15 protein-coding genes and 1 pseudogene are annotated in these 16,726 nt (G+C 62.9%); 3 read left to right on the top strand and 13 right to left on the bottom strand.

The genetic code is table 11. The features are described 5' to 3' along the window. The coding region (locus DIE13_RS31880) for an MFS transporter (protein WP_311768349.1) at window positions 1-362 on the bottom strand (362 nt) is incomplete at its 3' end. A 405-nt stretch (window positions 363-767) separates the two neighbouring features. Here DIE13_RS31880 and DIE13_RS31875 point away from each other — a divergent pair. Beyond that, entirely contained in the window at window positions 768-1,004 is a 237-nt protein-coding gene (locus tag DIE13_RS31875; RefSeq protein ID WP_233410002.1) for a hypothetical protein, read from the top strand. On the opposite strand, the gene DIE13_RS31870 is transcribed toward DIE13_RS31875, so the two are convergent. The 5 genes from DIE13_RS31870 to DIE13_RS31845 form a co-directional block, all read right to left on the bottom strand. Continuing rightward, entirely contained in the window at window positions 991-1,245 is a 255-nt protein-coding gene (locus DIE13_RS31870; protein WP_124830948.1) for a hypothetical protein, read from the bottom strand. The genes DIE13_RS31875 and DIE13_RS31870 overlap by 14 nt on opposite strands. Further along, the gene (locus DIE13_RS31865) at window positions 1,229-3,208 is read right to left on the bottom strand and encodes a chloride channel protein (protein WP_124830947.1); all 1,980 of its coding nucleotides are present in this window, start codon (window positions 3,206-3,208) and stop codon (window positions 1,229-1,231) included. The genes DIE13_RS31870 and DIE13_RS31865 overlap by 17 nt, the downstream gene beginning before the upstream one ends. A 24-nt stretch (window positions 3,209-3,232) precedes the next feature. Then, complete coding sequence (locus DIE13_RS31860) at window positions 3,233-4,834, bottom strand: APC family permease (protein ID WP_124830946.1); 1,602 nt, start codon at window positions 4,832-4,834, stop codon at window positions 3,233-3,235. 124 nt (window positions 4,835-4,958) lie between these two features. Beyond that, the gene (locus DIE13_RS31855; protein WP_096506098.1) at window positions 4,959-5,384 is read right to left on the bottom strand and encodes a MarR family winged helix-turn-helix transcriptional regulator; all 426 of its coding nucleotides are present in this window, start codon (window positions 5,382-5,384) and stop codon (window positions 4,959-4,961) included. Between the two features lie 632 nt (window positions 5,385-6,016). Beyond that, window positions 6,017-6,967 (bottom strand): LysR family transcriptional regulator, encoded by a 951-nt coding sequence (locus tag DIE13_RS31845; protein ID WP_124830945.1) that lies wholly within the window; start codon window positions 6,965-6,967, stop codon window positions 6,017-6,019. 116 nt (window positions 6,968-7,083) lie between these two features. Here DIE13_RS31845 and DIE13_RS31840 point away from each other — a divergent pair, with 116 nt between their 5' ends. Then, window positions 7,084-8,604, top strand: coding sequence for a CoA-acylating methylmalonate-semialdehyde dehydrogenase (locus DIE13_RS31840; RefSeq protein ID WP_124830944.1), 1,521 nt, complete (start codon window positions 7,084-7,086; stop codon window positions 8,602-8,604). A gap of 363 nt (window positions 8,605-8,967) precedes the next feature. Here DIE13_RS31840 and DIE13_RS31835 read toward each other — a convergent pair whose 3' ends face one another. Further along, window positions 8,968-10,293: an MFS transporter gene (locus DIE13_RS31835; protein ID WP_124830943.1), complete on the bottom strand. Its 1,326-nt coding sequence runs from the start codon at window positions 10,291-10,293 to the stop codon at window positions 8,968-8,970. A gap of 359 nt (window positions 10,294-10,652) precedes the next feature. On the opposite strand from DIE13_RS31835, the gene DIE13_RS31830 reads away from it, so the two are divergent. Continuing rightward, the gene (locus DIE13_RS31830; RefSeq protein WP_233410003.1) at window positions 10,653-11,159 is read left to right on the top strand and encodes a MarR family winged helix-turn-helix transcriptional regulator; all 507 of its coding nucleotides are present in this window, start codon (window positions 10,653-10,655) and stop codon (window positions 11,157-11,159) included. Window positions 11,160-11,177: 18 nt separating this feature from the next. Here DIE13_RS31830 and DIE13_RS31825 read toward each other — a convergent pair whose 3' ends face one another. From DIE13_RS31825 to DIE13_RS31800, 6 genes and pseudogenes are all read right to left on the bottom strand, one after another. After that, the gene (locus DIE13_RS31825) at window positions 11,178-12,272 is read right to left on the bottom strand and encodes a porin (protein ID WP_124830942.1); all 1,095 of its coding nucleotides are present in this window, start codon (window positions 12,270-12,272) and stop codon (window positions 11,178-11,180) included. Window positions 12,273-12,358: 86 nt separating this feature from the next. Further along, entirely contained in the window at window positions 12,359-13,948 is a 1,590-nt protein-coding gene (locus tag DIE13_RS31820) for an MFS transporter (RefSeq protein WP_124830941.1), read from the bottom strand. 119 nt (window positions 13,949-14,067) lie between these two features. Further along, on the bottom strand, window positions 14,068-14,694 hold the full coding sequence (locus DIE13_RS31815; RefSeq protein ID WP_124830940.1) for an isochorismatase family protein: 627 nt from the start codon (window positions 14,692-14,694) through the stop codon (window positions 14,068-14,070). A 10-nt stretch (window positions 14,695-14,704) separates the two neighbouring features. Next, the gene (locus tag DIE13_RS31810; RefSeq protein ID WP_124830939.1) at window positions 14,705-15,733 is read right to left on the bottom strand and encodes a 2,5-dihydroxypyridine 5,6-dioxygenase; all 1,029 of its coding nucleotides are present in this window, start codon (window positions 15,731-15,733) and stop codon (window positions 14,705-14,707) included. A gap of 29 nt (window positions 15,734-15,762) precedes the next feature. Beyond that, window positions 15,763-16,617, bottom strand: coding sequence for an alpha/beta fold hydrolase (locus DIE13_RS31805; protein ID WP_124830938.1), 855 nt, complete (start codon window positions 16,615-16,617; stop codon window positions 15,763-15,765). A 16-nt stretch (window positions 16,618-16,633) separates the two neighbouring features. Beyond that, window positions 16,634-16,726: pseudogene (locus DIE13_RS31800) on the bottom strand (Asp/Glu racemase); the annotation flags it as partial.

The raw sequence follows: 16,726 nt of genomic DNA, 5'->3' as shown, positions 1-16,726 counted from the left end.
GCGCCCATCCCCTGGATCACGCGGCCGACGATGATCCACGTGATGTCGTGCGCAGACGCGGCGACGAAGCTGCCGAGTGCAAAGATCAGCAGGCCGGTGGCAATCACGGGCTTGCGGCCGAACTTGTCGGACGCCCAGCCGTAGAAGATGTAGAACAGCGACTGCGTAACGCCGTAGGCTCCGAGCGCGAGGCCGACGAGCAACACGTTGTCGCCGCCCGGGATGGTTTTCGCGTAGACCGAGAACACCGGCATGATCATGAACAGGCCGAGCATGCGCAGTGCGAAGATTGCCGCGAGCGACGCGGTCGCGCGCAATTCGGGCGCAGTCATGCGGGAAGACACGGTGGACGACTGGGACATCGTTGACGCGATTTACCGAACAGATCCAACAACAGACAAAAAAAACCCAGCTGGGCAGCCGGGTTCAAGAAGCTCGCCCCGGCCTTTCGTATTGGGACGACCGGACGTCGAGCGACGTGAGCTGAGGGAGCACATCTGAATTCACGATTTCGCAGAATTTCCGTATCGTAACATGGCAACTAGTCACGATGTGACATTTTTCCAGCTCCAGTAAAGGCGAGCATTTTCCAGATCCGTGTGAACCGGAAAATCTTTCGATTCGCCCTTCAGTTCATTTACAAAATTCCGTCACCCGCCAAAAAGGAGCGGCTCAGTTCACTGTGCTTCCCGCAGTGAGGCCGCGAGCCGTTCCGCTGATCAGCGCCCCATTCCGCTCGATCGAACGCCCTCTTCGGGAGATCCGTGATGAAAGGCTTGATGCGATATGCGGTGGTGTTGGCCCTTGTGCTGTTCGGTGGGTGCCATTCCGCGACAAAGACGTCCAGCACTGCCGGCATGATGAATCAGGCGGCCGCAACGGGTCAGGCAACCGGGACGCCGTCGACCATGGCAGACGAATTGAACAACCCCAACAGCCCGCTCGCGAAACGCATCGACCGACAGAAGCGGTTCGGCACCGAGGTCGCGGTCACAAGCCCATGAAGTACGTCCGCACATCCCTCTCGGCGGACCAGGTCTGCACGTCGGAGAGCTCATCGAACTCGACCGGCTTCCCCCGGTAAAGGCAACAATATCCACTCGCCGTTCTGTAGACGATGACCCACTCGCGATCGTCACTCGCCTCGTCTTCCTGGTTGCCAGCGAACACTTCCCTCCATGCATCGAGATGCAGGGCCACCGCAAGGCGCTGACGCAGAACGGCCAACTCAACGCTGAGTTTCATTCTGCCCCTCCTTGCCGGCATGCACTTCGGCCCGAGTCGACGCGTGGCTGTCACGATGCTGTGTCCCTGACCGCCGGCTGCGCTCCGTTCCATGCCGGCTCTCGGGAAAAATCCTGATGCTGCTCGCCACTGCGTCTGCGATGTGTTCCTTGGCAATGACCCCGACCACTTCCATTGCGCCCTGTTCTTCGGGCCGCGTCACGACCACCGCCATGGTCGCGTGCTTCTGACGCAGCTTGCTAATCACGTCGAACGCCGCTTCGCCCGGCGCGACCACGATGAAATTGCGTTGAGCGAGTGCACCGAGCGTCACCGACGGATGGTCGTGCGAGATGGCCCGGCGCAATCCGGTGTTGATGCGAAGCACACCATCGATCCGGCCCGATCGCGTGACAACCACGTGGCGGAACGGGGGGCCATCCAGATTACCCAGAATGTCACGGAACAGTGTGTCGGCGTCCTGCACGAGCACGTCCGTCTCCATCACTTGCGCCGCGTTCTGGACGAGGAACATGTTGGCATGCAAAGCGTTCGGAATCACGTGACCGCGACGCACGAGCTTGAGCGTATAGATGCTTTCGCGGCAAAGCAGGCGCCGGGTCGCAAGGCTGACCGCAACTGCGATGATCATGGGCAGCACGATGTCGTAGTCGCGGGTCATCTCGAAGATCATCGCGACCGCCGTCATCGCCGCACCGGTTCCCCCGCCGACCATCGCCCCCATCCCGACCATCGCGAACGCTGGCGCGCTGACGGGCGCTGCGGGCAGTACGTCCTGGACGAATGCGGCAAACGCCGCTCCCAATGACGCGCCGATGAATAGCGACGGCGAGAAGACACCGCCAGAAGAGCCCGAGCCCAGGCTGATCGACGTAGCGAGGGTCTTGCAGAGCGCAAGCGCGATCAGGAACAGGCAGCCACCGAGTTGTCCGTAAAGCAGCGCCTGAATCGTGGCATATCCCACACCTTCGACGTAGTAATGTCCGGCGAAGCGCATCAACAGATAGATCGTCACACCGACGAGCACCATCCCCGACGCGTGACGCGTATAGCGGCCCGGAATGCGCTCGAAGACATCCTCCGCAAAATGAAGGCCGTGGGTCAGCATTGCGGCGCCGGTACCCGTAACGATGCCGAGCGCAGCATACAGCAGGAGAGTCACCACGCTGCCCGGACGATCGGGAATCGCCCCCAGTTGGGCCGGCACCAGAAACGCCGGCGCACTGCCGAAGAACAACCGTCCGACGAAGGTTGCCGTGCCGGTTGCCAGCGCGACGGGAAGGAACGTGTTCACGCTGATTTCGGGCGTCATCAGCTCGGTCGCGAACAGGACACCGCCGATCGGCGTATTGAACGTCGCGGCGATCCCCGCACCCGCGCCCGCTGCCACGAGCGTGATGCGCTGGCCGGCGGTCATCCTGACCACCTGCCCCAGCGTCGAGCCGAGCGCCGAACCTATCTGGATGATCGGCCCCTCTCGACCGACCGCCGCGCCGGTGCCGATTGCGAACGCGGACGCCAGCGACTTCACGATCGCGACCACCGGGCGAATCACGCCGCGCTTGAAGTAGATCGCGTCCATTACCTCGGGCACGCCGTGCCCCTTCGCCTCCGGCGCAAAGGTACAGACGAGCCAGGTCACAACCAGGCCACCGATAACCGGCACGAGTATGACGAACGCCCCCCATACGGAAGTCGGCGTGAACTCGCTCGCGTTGTACGAGGCCGAAAACCGGCCGAGGAAAAAGGCGTTGTGCACGAAGCCAATCAAGCCGCGAAATGCCACGGCGCCGACTCCAGTGACGACGCCGACCACGATCCCCAGGCAGCTCAGGCGATACATGTCGATCGGCGGCGCGTCGTCTTCCGTTTGTGACGACCGTTGAATGCGACCGGTTTCCACGCGATGCGATGCGAGTTCTTCGGCCGCCCCGTCCTCTCGTCCTGCTGGTCCCGATGTCATGACGCCCGCCTGTGTGTCGATCCGTCAACTGGTCTCGTTCATGCGCCCCATCATCTCCGACGTCTCGCCGGCATCGAGCGCACTGCGCATGGCCAACGCAAGCACCACTACGCTCCAGGCGGCGACCAGCAGAATGTCCCAGCCGAATCCGATGACACCCAGGCCGCCGCCGATACCGCCCAGCCACGACAACAGCCACAACCCGCCGAACCACGGAAGCAACCATGCGATGTGCTTCCAGCCGAAGTCTCGCGCGCTACGGCGTAACACGACATGATGGTGAAGCGCGTAGAGGACGAAGCCGATCGCCACCAGCGAGAACAGGAAGTTGTTGGTCTTGAAGCCGGTCCAGTAGATGACGAGGTTGCTGCACACGAATGCGAGCGGCGCGATCAACCCGGCCCCGCTCATGCGGAACGGCCGCTGCAGTTCCGGCATGTTGCGTCGCAGGACGAGCAGCGCGATCGGCCCCAGCCCGTACGTGAGCACGGTGATCGACGTGATATAGCTCACCATCTGCTGCCACGCCGGGAACGGCATCAGGAACAGCACGCCGACAGCCCACATGATCAGTACGGCAACCCAGGGAATCCTGTTGGCATTCAACCGCGTCAGCATGCGCGGACCTGCGTCCAGCTCTCCTGACGCGAAGAGGATTCGCGAGCCGCCGGTGACGTACATCAAGCCGGTTCCCCCTGGCGAGATGTAGGCGTCGATGTAAAGCAGCGTGGCCATCCATCCCATGCCGAGGGTCGTTGCAAGCCCGGCGAACGGTCCCATTTCGCCCTTGAAGCTGAGGTTGTTCCAACCGGCGGCAAGATCGGCCGGCGCAAGCGCGTAGATGAACGCGACCTGCAGCAGGATGTAGATGACGGCGGCCAAGAGTACCGCGCCGATCACGGCCAGCGGGATATTTCGATGCGGATTGGCGCTTTCGCCGCCCAGGTCGATCGCCGTTCGAAAGCCCAGATAGCTGAAGACGATGCCAGCGGCCGGCAGCGCGGTGAACATGCCGGACAAATGGTAGCTGCCAGGTGCCGCCTGCATGACGCCCCAATGCGTACTCGCACCCAGCAAGCCGGCAATCGTCAGAAGCGGCACGAGTATCTTCCACCACGTAATGGTCGAGTTCACGCCCAACAGCCAGCGGATCACCATCAGGTTCAGCAATGCCATGACGCCGAGCAGGCCGGCGCATGCGATGAAGCCGGCAGCCGTCAGCAAGCCTGCGCTTCCAGGCTGGATGAACCACGGAAGATAGTTGTTCGCGTACGTGACGATCGCCTCCGCCTCGACCGCCGGAACCGGCACGTACGCAAGGAACAGGAGGCCACACCAGATGCGGCCCAGTCCAACGCCATGACTCGCATGGCTCATGTGCACCAGCGCTCCGCTGCGCGGAAACATCGCCGCGAGCTCGGCGAAACACAGTGCGATCAGCATGATGATGATCGCGCCGAGTACCCAGCTGCCGATGCTCAGCGGGCCGGCGATGCGCGATGCGTGATAGGCACCGAACAACCAGCCGGAACCGACCATGCTGGTCGTGCTGGCGAACAACAGCCCGATGATTCCGGCGTCACGCCGGAGCTTGCCTTCCAGATTGAGGCTCGAGGTCGTGCTCATATGCCGCTCCTTGCAAACGACCTCCCCCTGCTGCGTGTATGTTCGTTCTCCCGCCCTGCCCGTAATCGCGACGACGACAGGTATCGTCCGTTCCTGCGAATCCGCGCACGTTGCTGTCGCGCGTTCAGTTGATATCGGTGACGTCCTGGAAAGCCCAGCCGAACGACTGAATTTCCGATTTGTGCAAGGCCGCAACCTTGCGCAAGCAATCCGCCCCTTTTTCTGTCAGATGGATCTCCACTTGCCTTCGATCCTGTTCGCTCGTCTGGCGCCGGACGAGCCCGGCCGCTTCACAGCGTGTGACGAGCGCCACCGTGCCATGCGAGGACGCCTGCAGCCGCTCGGCAATCTCGCCTACTGTCGCCCACGAGCGGTCCGGAAACGCACAGGTGTGCAACATCAGCATGTATTGCAACGGCGTCAGCCCCTCGGCACGCAGGATTTCCTCCGAGAAACGCAGAAAACGCCGCAGCCGGTAGCGAAATTCGGATAGCTGCTCGAGGTCGTGTTTCGTGGCGCTTGCGCCAGCTTTTCGATTGCTTGCCGCCATCACGAACTCCGGGAACACCGGGAGTTTTCTGGAATCATGTCATCACGTGACCTAAAATATAGGCGCCCGTGACAGGTAGTGCAAAGTGCTTTCATCGGTCGCTGCCCTCGTCGCTGCGTGGATTGACCCCATCAACCTGAATCGGTGAGGAGAAGTGGACGGCATTTCGATACCGCTGCTGGTTGCCCTGGTCGCCGTACAGCCAGGTCATTCGATAAGCTCACATGCGGGAACGGCCAGCCACGTCGTTGTCCCCGCGCGGAATATACTGCATGCCGGCGATTCGCGGGCGTGGCCAAGTTTCATGCCGACCATCCACCGCCCGGCAGGAAGCCATTCGACGTCTACCCCGGTCTACATCCCCAGCGTGACGTATCACCCCGACGGTTGGGGCTCACGCTCCCGGCTGGCGGGCGAACGGTTCAAGTGGTAATCGATCGGCGCTATTTGGCCGGGCCATGTGTGCACTGAACATCGATACGTTCTGCAGCGCTGTGGTCGACGCCAACGCTTACGCGCCCTTCTTCATCGCCATGTATGACGCCCGCTTCGCGAAGCCACCGAAAGGCGGCTTCAATGCGCACCGGCCGCTACGAGACGACGCGGATCTGAATCAGGTTGATGACCCGGCGTTAGCGAGCCGCTGCCACGGCAGGCGAGAACCCGCCGCTCAACTCGCCCCGTAGATACTCCACCAGCGCGCGCACTGCGCTAGGCACGACCGGGCTGTAAGGGCGGATTGCGAAGATATGATCTCCGAACGCGCCTGACGGACGCCACGCGCCGAGCAGCGGCACCAGATGGCCCGCGTCGATGTCGCGCTGTGCGCTGAAATCCGGCAGCAACGCGATGCCGAGGCCACCGAGCGCCGCCTCCCGCATCGCTTCGCTGTTGTTCGCCGCGAAACAGCCGCGCACGGGCACGCTCACGCGCGCGCGCCGCCGGTCGCGCGGCTCGAAGCTCCATGCGGTCGGTTCGTTGCCGCGCAAATAGCACAGGCAGTCGTGTTCGGCGAGCGCATTCGGATGCTCGGGCGTGCCGCGTCGCGTCAGATACTCGCGGCTCGCGACGAGCAGCGAGCGCGTCTCGCAAAGCTTCCACGCGACGTGCGTCTGCGGCGCGGTGGTCGTATGGCGAATCGCGAGGTCGAAGCCTTCCTGCGACAGTGAAAACAGCCGGTCCGACAACTCCAGTTCGATGCGTACCCCAGGATACTGCTCGATGAAGGCCGGAAACAGCGGCACGATCCGCTGCCGGCCGAGCGCGACCGGCATTGTCACGCGCACGAGGCCGCGCGGCTCGCCGGCCAGATCCTTCACGCGAGCGAAGTTCATCTCGATGGTTTCGTATGCCTCGCGCGTGCTGTCGACGAGCGTCTGCCCTGCCTCCGTGAGCCGCACGCTGCGCGTTGTCCGCCGCACGAGCGGCACGCCCGCCGCCCCCTCGAGATCGGCGATGCGCTGGCTCATGGCCGCCTTGCTGATGCCGAGCCGCTGGGCCGCAGCAGTAAAGCTCCCGGTCACGGCGAGCACCGTCAGGGAATGAATGTGCGGCAAAAGGGTTTGGCTATTTTGAGAATTCATCGTTTGATTATTCAGAATTCTGAACAGTGAATCAATTGTAGCGGCCTTCTCCAGCCGCCGTCATTTGCCTAGACTGGAGCCTTCTCAATCAGGATCACGGATCAGGAGACGACTTGATGACCACCGTTCCCGCCTTCACCTCGTCCGACGACGTCGGCCACTACATCGACGGCGCCCGGGTGTCGGGAGCCAGCGGCCGCTTCCAGGACGTATTCAATCCGGCAGCCGGCAAGGCCGCCCGCCGTGTCGCGCTCGCCGACGACAACGAGGTCGCTCAGGCGGTCGCCGCCGCACAAGCCGCCTTCCCGGCGTGGTCCGAGACGCCGCCGATCCGCCGCGCGCGCGTGATGCACCGCTTCCTGCAACTGATTAACGAGCATCGCGACACGCTTGCCGCAATCATTACCGCCGAACACGGCAAGGTGTTCTCCGACGCGCAGGGCGAAGTCGCGCGCGGCATCGACATCATCGAATTCGCCGCCGGCGTGCCGCAACTGCTCAAGGGCGACTTCACCGATCAGGTCAGCACCGGCATCGACAACTGGACGATGCGCCAGCCGCTGGGCGTCGTCGCAGGCATCACGCCGTTCAACTTCCCGTGCATGGTGCCGTGCTGGATGTTTCCGGTGGCACTCGCAACGGGCAATACGTTCGTGCTGAAGCCGAGCGAGCGCGATCCGTCGGCGGCACTGTTCATCGCCGAATTGCTGACCGAGGCGGGCCTGCCCAAGGGCGTCTTCAACGTCGTTCAAGGCGGCAAGAACGCGGTCGACGCGCTCATCGATCATCCGGACGTGCAAGCGGTCAGCTTCGTTGGCTCGACGCCGATCGCGCACTACGTACACCAGCGCGCATCGCAAAACGGCAAGCGCGCGCAAGCGCTCGGCGGTGCGAAGAACCATATGGTCGTGATGCCCGACGCGAACCTCGATCAAGCGGTCGACGGACTGATCGGCGCCGCCTATGGCTCGGCCGGCGAGCGCTGCATGGCGATCAGCGTCGCAGTGCTGGTCGGCGACATCGGCGACCGCATCGTCGAGAAGCTCGCACAGCGCGCGAAAACGCTCGTCATCGGCGATGGCATGTCGCCGGAAGTTGAAATGGGCCCGATCGTCACGGGTGAGGCGCTGAAGCGGATCGAAGGCTATATCGACATCGGTGTGCAGGAAGGCGCGAAGCTCGTCGTCGACGGCCGCGGCCTGAAGGTGCCTGGCCGCGAGGAAGGCTTCTTCACCGGCGGCACGCTGTTCGACAACGTGACGACCGATATGCGCATCTACAAGGAAGAAATCTTCGGGCCGGTGCTCGCATGCGTGCGCGTGAAGGATTTCGCCGAAGCCGTGAATCTGATCAATGCGCACGAGTTTGGCAACGGCGTCGCGTGCTACACGAGCGACGGCGGCATCGCGCGAGAATTTGCGCGCCGCATCCAGGTCGGCATGGTCGGCATCAACGTGCCGATCCCCGTGCCGATGGCATGGCATGGATTCGGCGGCTGGAAGAAGAGCCTGTTCGGCGACATGCATGCATACGGCGAAGAAGGCGTGCGCTTCTACACGAAGCAAAAGTCGATCATGCAGCGCTGGTCGTCGAGCATCGGCAAGGGTGCTGAATTCGCAATGCCGACCGCAAAATAAGCGCGGTGGATTGGCGGGTTCCTCGATCCGGCAATACCCGTGAGGAGGGCCTACTCGTCGTCCCGAGCGGGCTCCGTCGCGAGAGTTCGGGTTGGGTGCGGCGTCCGGATGGATGTCGCATTTTTTTGCGTCGTCCGATCGGGCGATCGCCGGCCGGTCGGGCCATGTTTGGCGCGACCGGCGAAGATCGAACCTCGCCGCCGGACTCCGTCAGGCCCATGCCACTTCGAATATCGATCAGCGGCCCTGTCCCAACGTCGCGAATCAGCCGCGCGACGCCGTGCTCGACGGTGCCGATAAACACCGACCATCGGCGCCGTCGAAGCAACCCTCACCGACCGGCGCGTAGCCGGTCACGCAAACCTACAGCGAAAGACCCGAATCGCTGGAAACCGGTTCCCGCCAGAACGATCCGACGACTATTCCGAGCACGCACAGCGCTGCCGCGTAGTAACCCGGTGCCGCAACAATGCCCAGCTTGCCGACGAAATACGACACGACAGCGGGCGCCGTGCCGCCGAAGATCGCATAGGCCGTGTTATAGGCCAGCGCGAATCCGGTAAACCGCACTTCCGGCGGGAAGCTGCGAACGATGATGTACGGCCCGAGCGTGATGGTCCCGATCAGGAATCCCCCTGTCACATAAAGCGGCCACGACACGCCTTCGCCCGTTGTCAGTGTCCAGTAGAACGCCCCGCAAACAGCAAGCATGCCGGCACATCCGATCGCATATGCGCGTCCGCCGCCGATCGTGTCGGCTGCCCACCCGGCAACGATGCTCCCGACGATCAGCATCAGGATCGACCAGGAATTCATCGTGAACACCGTCTTCGCGTCGATATGGAACTGCGACTGCAGGTACGTCGGCGTGAACAGGAAAAAAATCACGAAGACACCGGAGAAAACCCATGTGGCCAGCATCGAGACGGTGATCGCGCCGCGATGATTCTTGAGCACGATCGACAGCGGTAGTCTGGCGTCCGTCTCGCGCTTCGCGCGCAATGCCTCGAACACCGGCGTCTCGTGCAGATAACGGCGCAGGTAGACGGATACCAGTCCGAACGCGCCGCCAGCGATGAACGGCATGCGCCAGCCCCATGCAACGAGACTGTCGTGATCGAGATTCGCGGAAAGGTACTTGGCGCTCAATGCCCCGAGCAAAATCCCCGTGCACAGCCCCGCCATCAGCAATCCGCATGCCAGGCCGACGCGATCGCGCCGGACATGCTCGGCACAGAAGATCCACGCGCCCGGCACCTCGCCGCCCACCGACAAACCCTGCAATACGCGACACAGCAGAAACAGCAGCGGCGCCACGATACCGAGCGTCGCATAGCCCGGCAACAAGCCGATCAGCAGCGTCGGAAATGCCATCAGGAACAAGCTCAGCGCAAACATCTTCTTGCGTCCGATCCGGTCGCCGAAGTGTGCAAAGAAAATGCCACCGATGGGCCGGACGAGATAACCTGCCGCGAAAACGCAAAACACCTCGAGCTGCGCAAGCCATTCAGGCGTATGCGGTGGAAAAAACACGGTAGCAAGCAGCTTCGTGAAAAACACTGCGACGATGAAGTCGTAATACTCGAGCGCTCCGCCCAGCGAAGCAAGAAAAAGCGTCTTGATGTCGTTGCGCGACAGCGAACGAGCATGTATCGACAGCTCGCCCGGTTGCACAGGGGTCGAATTCATTGCAATCTCCAAACACTTGAAAGGTTCTCTGCCATTCGGGTATCGTTATCGTCAGTCCACTGACAAAATGAATGCACGTCAACAAACCGGGGTTCTTCTCCCGCACCATCGGGCCACGCCTGACTAGCCTGACTATCGGGACTTGCCGCTGCCGCTCTCTCCGACGCACCTCCATTGCGCGGAAAACGTTATCGAAAATTTGATCAGTACACTGACATATAGATTTGTATATCGAGAATTTTCCTGCTGCAAACCATGGTTTCCCCGACACGGAAACCGTCGCGTTCATCGGGCGCTCGGTCTCCGATGTTCGCCGGGCTACAATGACTCACTGTATGACCGCTCTGGATGCTTCCGTCATGACTTCCGCTACGAACAAGAAGACCTCCAAACCGGCTGGCGACCTTGAAACCGGCCATCTGTGGCAACGCCCCGGCTTCCTGATCCGCCGGTTGAACCAGATCCACATCGCGCTATTCTTCGAATGCTGCAAGGGGTTCGACATCACGCCCGTCCAGTACGGGCTGCTGACCACGCTGCACGAGCGCCCCGGGCTCGACCAGACGTCGTTGTGCGCCGAAGTCGGCGTCGATCGCACCACGATGGCGGACGTGCTGCGGCGGCTGGAGGAACGCGGGCTCGTGAAACGTGAACCGAGCCCGCTGGACGGCCGGCAGAAGCTTGCCTACATCGCGCCGAAAGGCACCCGTATCATGAACGACATGTACGACAGCATGCGCGAGGCACAGGTCAAGTTCATGGAGCCGTTGTCGTCGACGGAACGCACCGAGTTCGTTCGGATGATGATGGCGCTGGTCGAAGGCAACAATCAGTATGGACGCACCTCGCTCAAGCATTTCGATTGATCCGCTCCGGCCACCGATTCAGAATCGATGCAGAATCCCCACGCGTACGAGCATTTGCCGGTTATTGCCGGACGGGCTCGACACTGCCATGATCCAGGCGTCCGGCCGGTCGTCTCCCGAAACCTGCTGATACACGGTTTCCACATACGCCACCGTGCGCTTCGACAGCGCATAGCGAGCCCCGAGCGAGAACTGGTTCGCGCGATCGTCGTGAAGCACACTATTACCGCGCATCAGTTCGTAATCGCCGCCGACCGAGAACGCGGCATCGACCTGGTAGCGAACACCTGCCTGATAGACGTCGATTCGCGCATCGTTCGCGGTGTTCATCGTGTTCGTGTACAGCACGTTGAACGTCAGTGCGCCAAGCGCATACGTCGCTCCCGCGCCGAAATTCCGGATGCCTCGCATGCCGTTGCCGAGTTGCGGATACCGCTGGTACGTATAGGCCGCGCCGAGTGACAGCGCACCGATCGCATAGTTGATGCCGGCGCTCTGCCCGCTCTGCTGCGCGATCGAGCCCGGCACACCGCCGAACCCGGCCATCACGCCCGCCGACAGGCCGTTCCAGGTCGGCGTCACGTACTTCGCCGCGTTGGGCATTGCCGTTCCGGACATGCGGTCGAAGTTCGAGCTACCCGTCACGTTGTTCGGAATGCCGAGGCCCGCGAATGGTCCCTGCCGAAAGCCGTACAGACCGGCAATCGCCACTGAGTTGTCGTACCGGAGCAGGCTGTCGATCATGAAATCGTACTGCTGGCCGAACGTCAGCTTGCCGAGACGATCGCTCGCGAGCCCGACATAGGCGGTACGACCGAACAGACCGCCACCGTTGGTCGGAAAGATCACGCCGGTGCCGAGATTGAACTGGTCGGTCAGTTCGAAGACCGCACGATAGCCACCTCCCAGATCCTCCTGACCGCGCAATCCCCACAGGTTGGGCGACGCGATGCCGGTATCCATCAGGGTGTTGCGATGCCCCTTCTGATTGCTGACGACCGTAAGACCGGCGTCGAGGACGCCCCAAAGCTGCACACTCGACGCATCCGCCCACGCCGACGCGGAACAGCACGCCGCGCTTATTCCGAACGCCGCCACTTGCCACGCACGCATTGTCGTTTTCCTTGAAAAGATCTCGACCACGACGGCCCGTCTTTGCGCGGACCGCGTATTTTTCATCGAACCATCGAACCATCGGATCACTGCGACACGTCGCGCCGGAACGTCTCAGGAACGAAGAACACCCCCACCACGACCGATACGATCGCTATCGACACCGGATACCAGAGGCCGAAATAGACGTTGCCGTGTGCGACCGCCATCGCCGACACGACGAATGGCAGCATGCCGCCGAACCAGCCGGAGCCGAGATGGAATGGCAGCGACAGAGACGTGTAACGAATGCGAGCGGGGAACAGCTCGACCATGAATGCGGCCATCGGGCCGTAGACCATCGTCAGGTAGAAGATCAGCAGCCACATCATGAACACGACCGCGACACCATTGATCCTTGCCGGATCCGCGTGATCGGTCCAGCCGGCCGCGAGCAGCGTGCGTCGCAGCGCGGCCGGATCGGCGCCATCGACCCGAGCGTCGCCGATCGTGGTGTACGCAGATCCCGATACCGCCGCGTGCTCGTACGACACGCCCGATGCACTCAGAAAGGCGCGAATGCGGTCGCATTCGCTGCGCGGCGCACCGAACAGCGAGAAATGGCAATCGTCTGCGTGCACGACGACGACGGTGCGAGCCTGAAAGGCCTCCAGTTGCGGATTCGCATAGTGCGTCAGCCCGTGGAAAATCGGTATGGTCGTCGTGGCGAGCAGCGCGCACGCGGCGATCATGATCCACTTGCGGCCGATGCGGTCGGACAGCCAGCCGAAGAACAGATAGAACGGAAATGCGCAGACGAGCGCGATCGCGAGATACAGGTTGACGGTCTCCGGCGCAACCCGGAGCGTGTTCTGCAGGAAGTACATCGAATAGAAATGCCCGGTGCCGAATACCACACCGACGCCCGATGCGGTGCTGAACAACATCACGAGCACGTACTTCAGGTTGGCCCACGTGCCGAAGCTTTCACCGATCGGCGACTTCGACAGCTTCCCGGTTTCCTTCATCCGCTGGAACGTCGGCGATTCGGCGAGACGCGTGCGCAGGTAGACAGAAATCGCGAGCAGGACCAGCGAGACCAGGAACGGAACGCGCCACCCCCATACCTGGAACGCATCGTGTCCCACGAACACCCGCGTCGCGCCCACGACGGCAATCGACGACAGCAGGCCGAGCGTCGCGGTGGTCTGCAATGCGCTCGTGTAGAACCCGCGGCGACCGTCGGGCGCATGCTCGGCGAGATAGGTCGCTGCACCGCCAGTCTCCCCGCCCAGCGCGAACCCCTGCAGCAACCGGAGCGCCACCAGCAACACCGGTGCTGCGACGCCGATGTGCGCATAGGGCGGTAGCAGCCCGACGCCGACCGTCGCTACGCCCATCAACACGATGGTGGCCATGAACGTGTATTTGCGGCCGATGCGATCGCCAAGGCGACCGAAGAACAGCGCGCCGAGCGGACGTACCAGGAAGCCTGCGCCGAATGTCGCGAGACTGGCCAGGAACGCGGCAGTTGCATTTCCGCTCGGAAAGAAGAGCGTACTGAAGGTTGCGGCGAGCGCCGCGTAGATGTAGAAGTCATACCACTCGAGCAATGCGCCGAACGACGACGCCACGATCAGCGTAAATTCGCTGCGCGTGACTATTCGCGTCGCCCGTGCAGGCGTCGCTGTCAACATAGTGTCTCCTTTGGCCGGATGGCACCGGACTGGTTTTTTATCTGGCCGATCGTCGATCGCGACGGCCTGAATGTCAGGTTTTTCGCGGCGCATCCATCGCGTACGGATGCGCCGCACGGTCACCTCGCCCGATCCAGGGTGTCGAGGGCTTCGTCTCGCCCGAGAACAGCTGCGTATTTCTGCGCCATGTCGAAGAGATTCGCGTCGTGCGGCGCAATGGCCCGATCGCCGACGCAATCGGACAACACGAACGGACGAAAGCCATACTGCATCGCATCTACCACGCTGGCTCGCACGCATCCGCTCGTGACCGCGCCCGCAATTGCAAGCGTGCGCACGCCGCGCTGTGCAAGCCATGCGGCGAGCGGTGTGCCGAAGAACGCCGACGGGCCGGTCTTGCGCACGACGAGTTCGCCCGCCCACGGTGTCAGTTCCGGCACGATCGCGCTGTTGTGCGCATGCTCCTTCAGCGCAAGCAGGCCGGGCACCTTCGTCGTAAAGACGTTTTCATCCGCATCGTCGTCGGCGAACACGATGCGCGTATGGGCCACCGGCCAGCCCCGCGTGCGCGCGGCGGCAAGCAGCGGCACGGTGCGTTCGATCGCCGGCACGATGTTGCCGCCGCCGAACACATCCGGGTCGGCAAAGCCGTTCACGAAGTCGACGATCAGCAGGCCGACGGGTGCGACGGGTTCGAGCGCCGTACCGAAACTCTGGCGGCGATAGGTATCGAGATCATGTGACATCGCGTTTTCCTCAGAGGACCTTGCCGTTGCGCACGACCGCTTCCCCGTCGAGAAACACGTCGCAGTGCCGCAATGGAATGTCGATATGACAGGTAGTGGTGCGTTGGCCGCCGCCTTCGTTGTTCGGCCCGAGCGAGAACAGGAAATTGCCTTCGAATGCGCGAGCATCCATGCCGATCGTGGCTTCGCGGTCATACAGGCCGAGCGTCGACCAGTGTGCGCGCGGTTGAAGCCCCCAACCGATATGCGATATCGCATACGCTTCGGGGTCGTCGAATGTCGCCATGTACTCCGTCAACAGCTGTGCATCGATGCCGCCGTCGATACGCGTCGCGAAGCCATTCTCGACGGTCAGCACGATCGGTTCTTGTACGTAGCTCTTTTGCGGGAGCAGGATGTCGCCGCGATCGATCACGATGCGGCCGGATGCGCGTCCTTCGTCTGGGAACGTCAGCGCGAATCCGCTCGGCCAATGATCCCAGCGCCCCGGCTCGTCGACGAAACCGTATTCCGCGATCGCATCGAACTCGCCGATCGGGCAGCGCAGATCCGTACCGGCCGCCGACGCCACGCGCATCTCCTTCGCGCGTGCGATGCGCGCGCGCGCTGCCAGTACGCGCTCGCGGTCTTCCAGCGTGGGAACGAGGCGCGTCAGCACTTCGGGCGGCTCGACAGCGAGCAGGATCTTCGTTCCGCCTTTCAGGATATCGAGCTGCTCAGGCGAAAACAGCAGCGTCATCAGGTCGAGCACTAGATCGCTCGCCTTCAGCGCGGCGATGGCCGCGCGATTGCCGGTCAGCGGCGTCGTGCCGAGATAGGCCAGCGAATCGCGGCTCAGCGACTTCTCGCCGTTGACTGGCGGCAGATCCAGCCGGTTCACCACCGCGCCCATCGACTGGGTCGCGATCAACGCGGTGTTCAGGGTTTGAGGATGCGTGGCCGAGCTGGTCAGGATCGTGACGGTCTGGCCGGGTTCGAGGCGCGACAGCGTAAGTACCTGCTTCCACGCGTCGACCATCTGGAAATCGCTTACGGGCATGATGGGTTCCTTTGAACGGGTATCGCGGATCAGCGCGCGGCCTCGATTTCGAGCGGCAGCGGCGTGCCGAGAAATCCGCCGAAGGCCCGGTAGAAGCCGGCTTCGTCGTCCCACGGGATCATGTGGCCAGCATTTGCGACGTGCGCATGAACGAGATGCGGAACGAGACGCTGGATTTCGTCCACGTCGGTCTGCAACACGACGTCGCCGCGCCCGGCCGTCATGAGCATCACCGGGAGGTCGAGCGCCGGCAGATCGCGATGGATGTCGTCGGTGTGGAATCCATCGAAACTCGCGCGCACCGCCCGTTCGTCACAGGTATGCAGCCATTCGGCGCGAAGCCGCAGTTGCTCTTCGGTCCAGGTCGGGCAGAACGCGCGCATCGCCTCATAGCCGGCACCCTCGCGCGCGACGCGCATCGAATCGATGTACCACGGCAGCTTCGCCGGATACGGTCGGCGCCCCGGCCCCGACACCGGCGGATCGACCAGCACGATGCGCGCCAGGCCGGCGGGCTTCGCCGCTGCGGCTCGGATCGCGATACGCGCGCCCATCGAGTGACCGACGACGCTATAGCGTTCGAGGCCGAGTGCACCGGCAAACGCGACGACGTCGCGTGCCTGCGCGTCCACGCTGTAGTCGAGCATGTCCGATGCCGACGACAGGCCGCGGCCGCGCACATCGAGGACGTACGTGTCGTAGGTCGTGCCGAAATGCTCGCCGACGAAACCCCAGGTTGCGGCCGGGCTCGTGATGCCCGGTACGACAATGACCGGATCCCGCCCGGCACGCAGTCCGTGCCGGCCGCCATAGCGCAGGTAGTGCTGGCGGATGCCGTTGGCGTGGACATTGCCGCCATGCATGAAAGTGGAACGATCGCTCATCAGGTCTCCCGTTTTGTCAGTACGCGCCGGACAGCAGCGCGCCGGCGCCCGGCACGACCGGTTCGAGATCGAGTTCGCGCAGCATCGCGTAGGTGGTCGCGATCGCGGC

Source organism: Burkholderia sp. Bp9016 (assembly GCF_003857765.1).
Taxonomy (GTDB): Bacteria; Pseudomonadota; Gammaproteobacteria; order Burkholderiales; family Burkholderiaceae; genus Burkholderia.
This window is presented reverse-complemented; position numbering and strand designations above follow the sequence as displayed.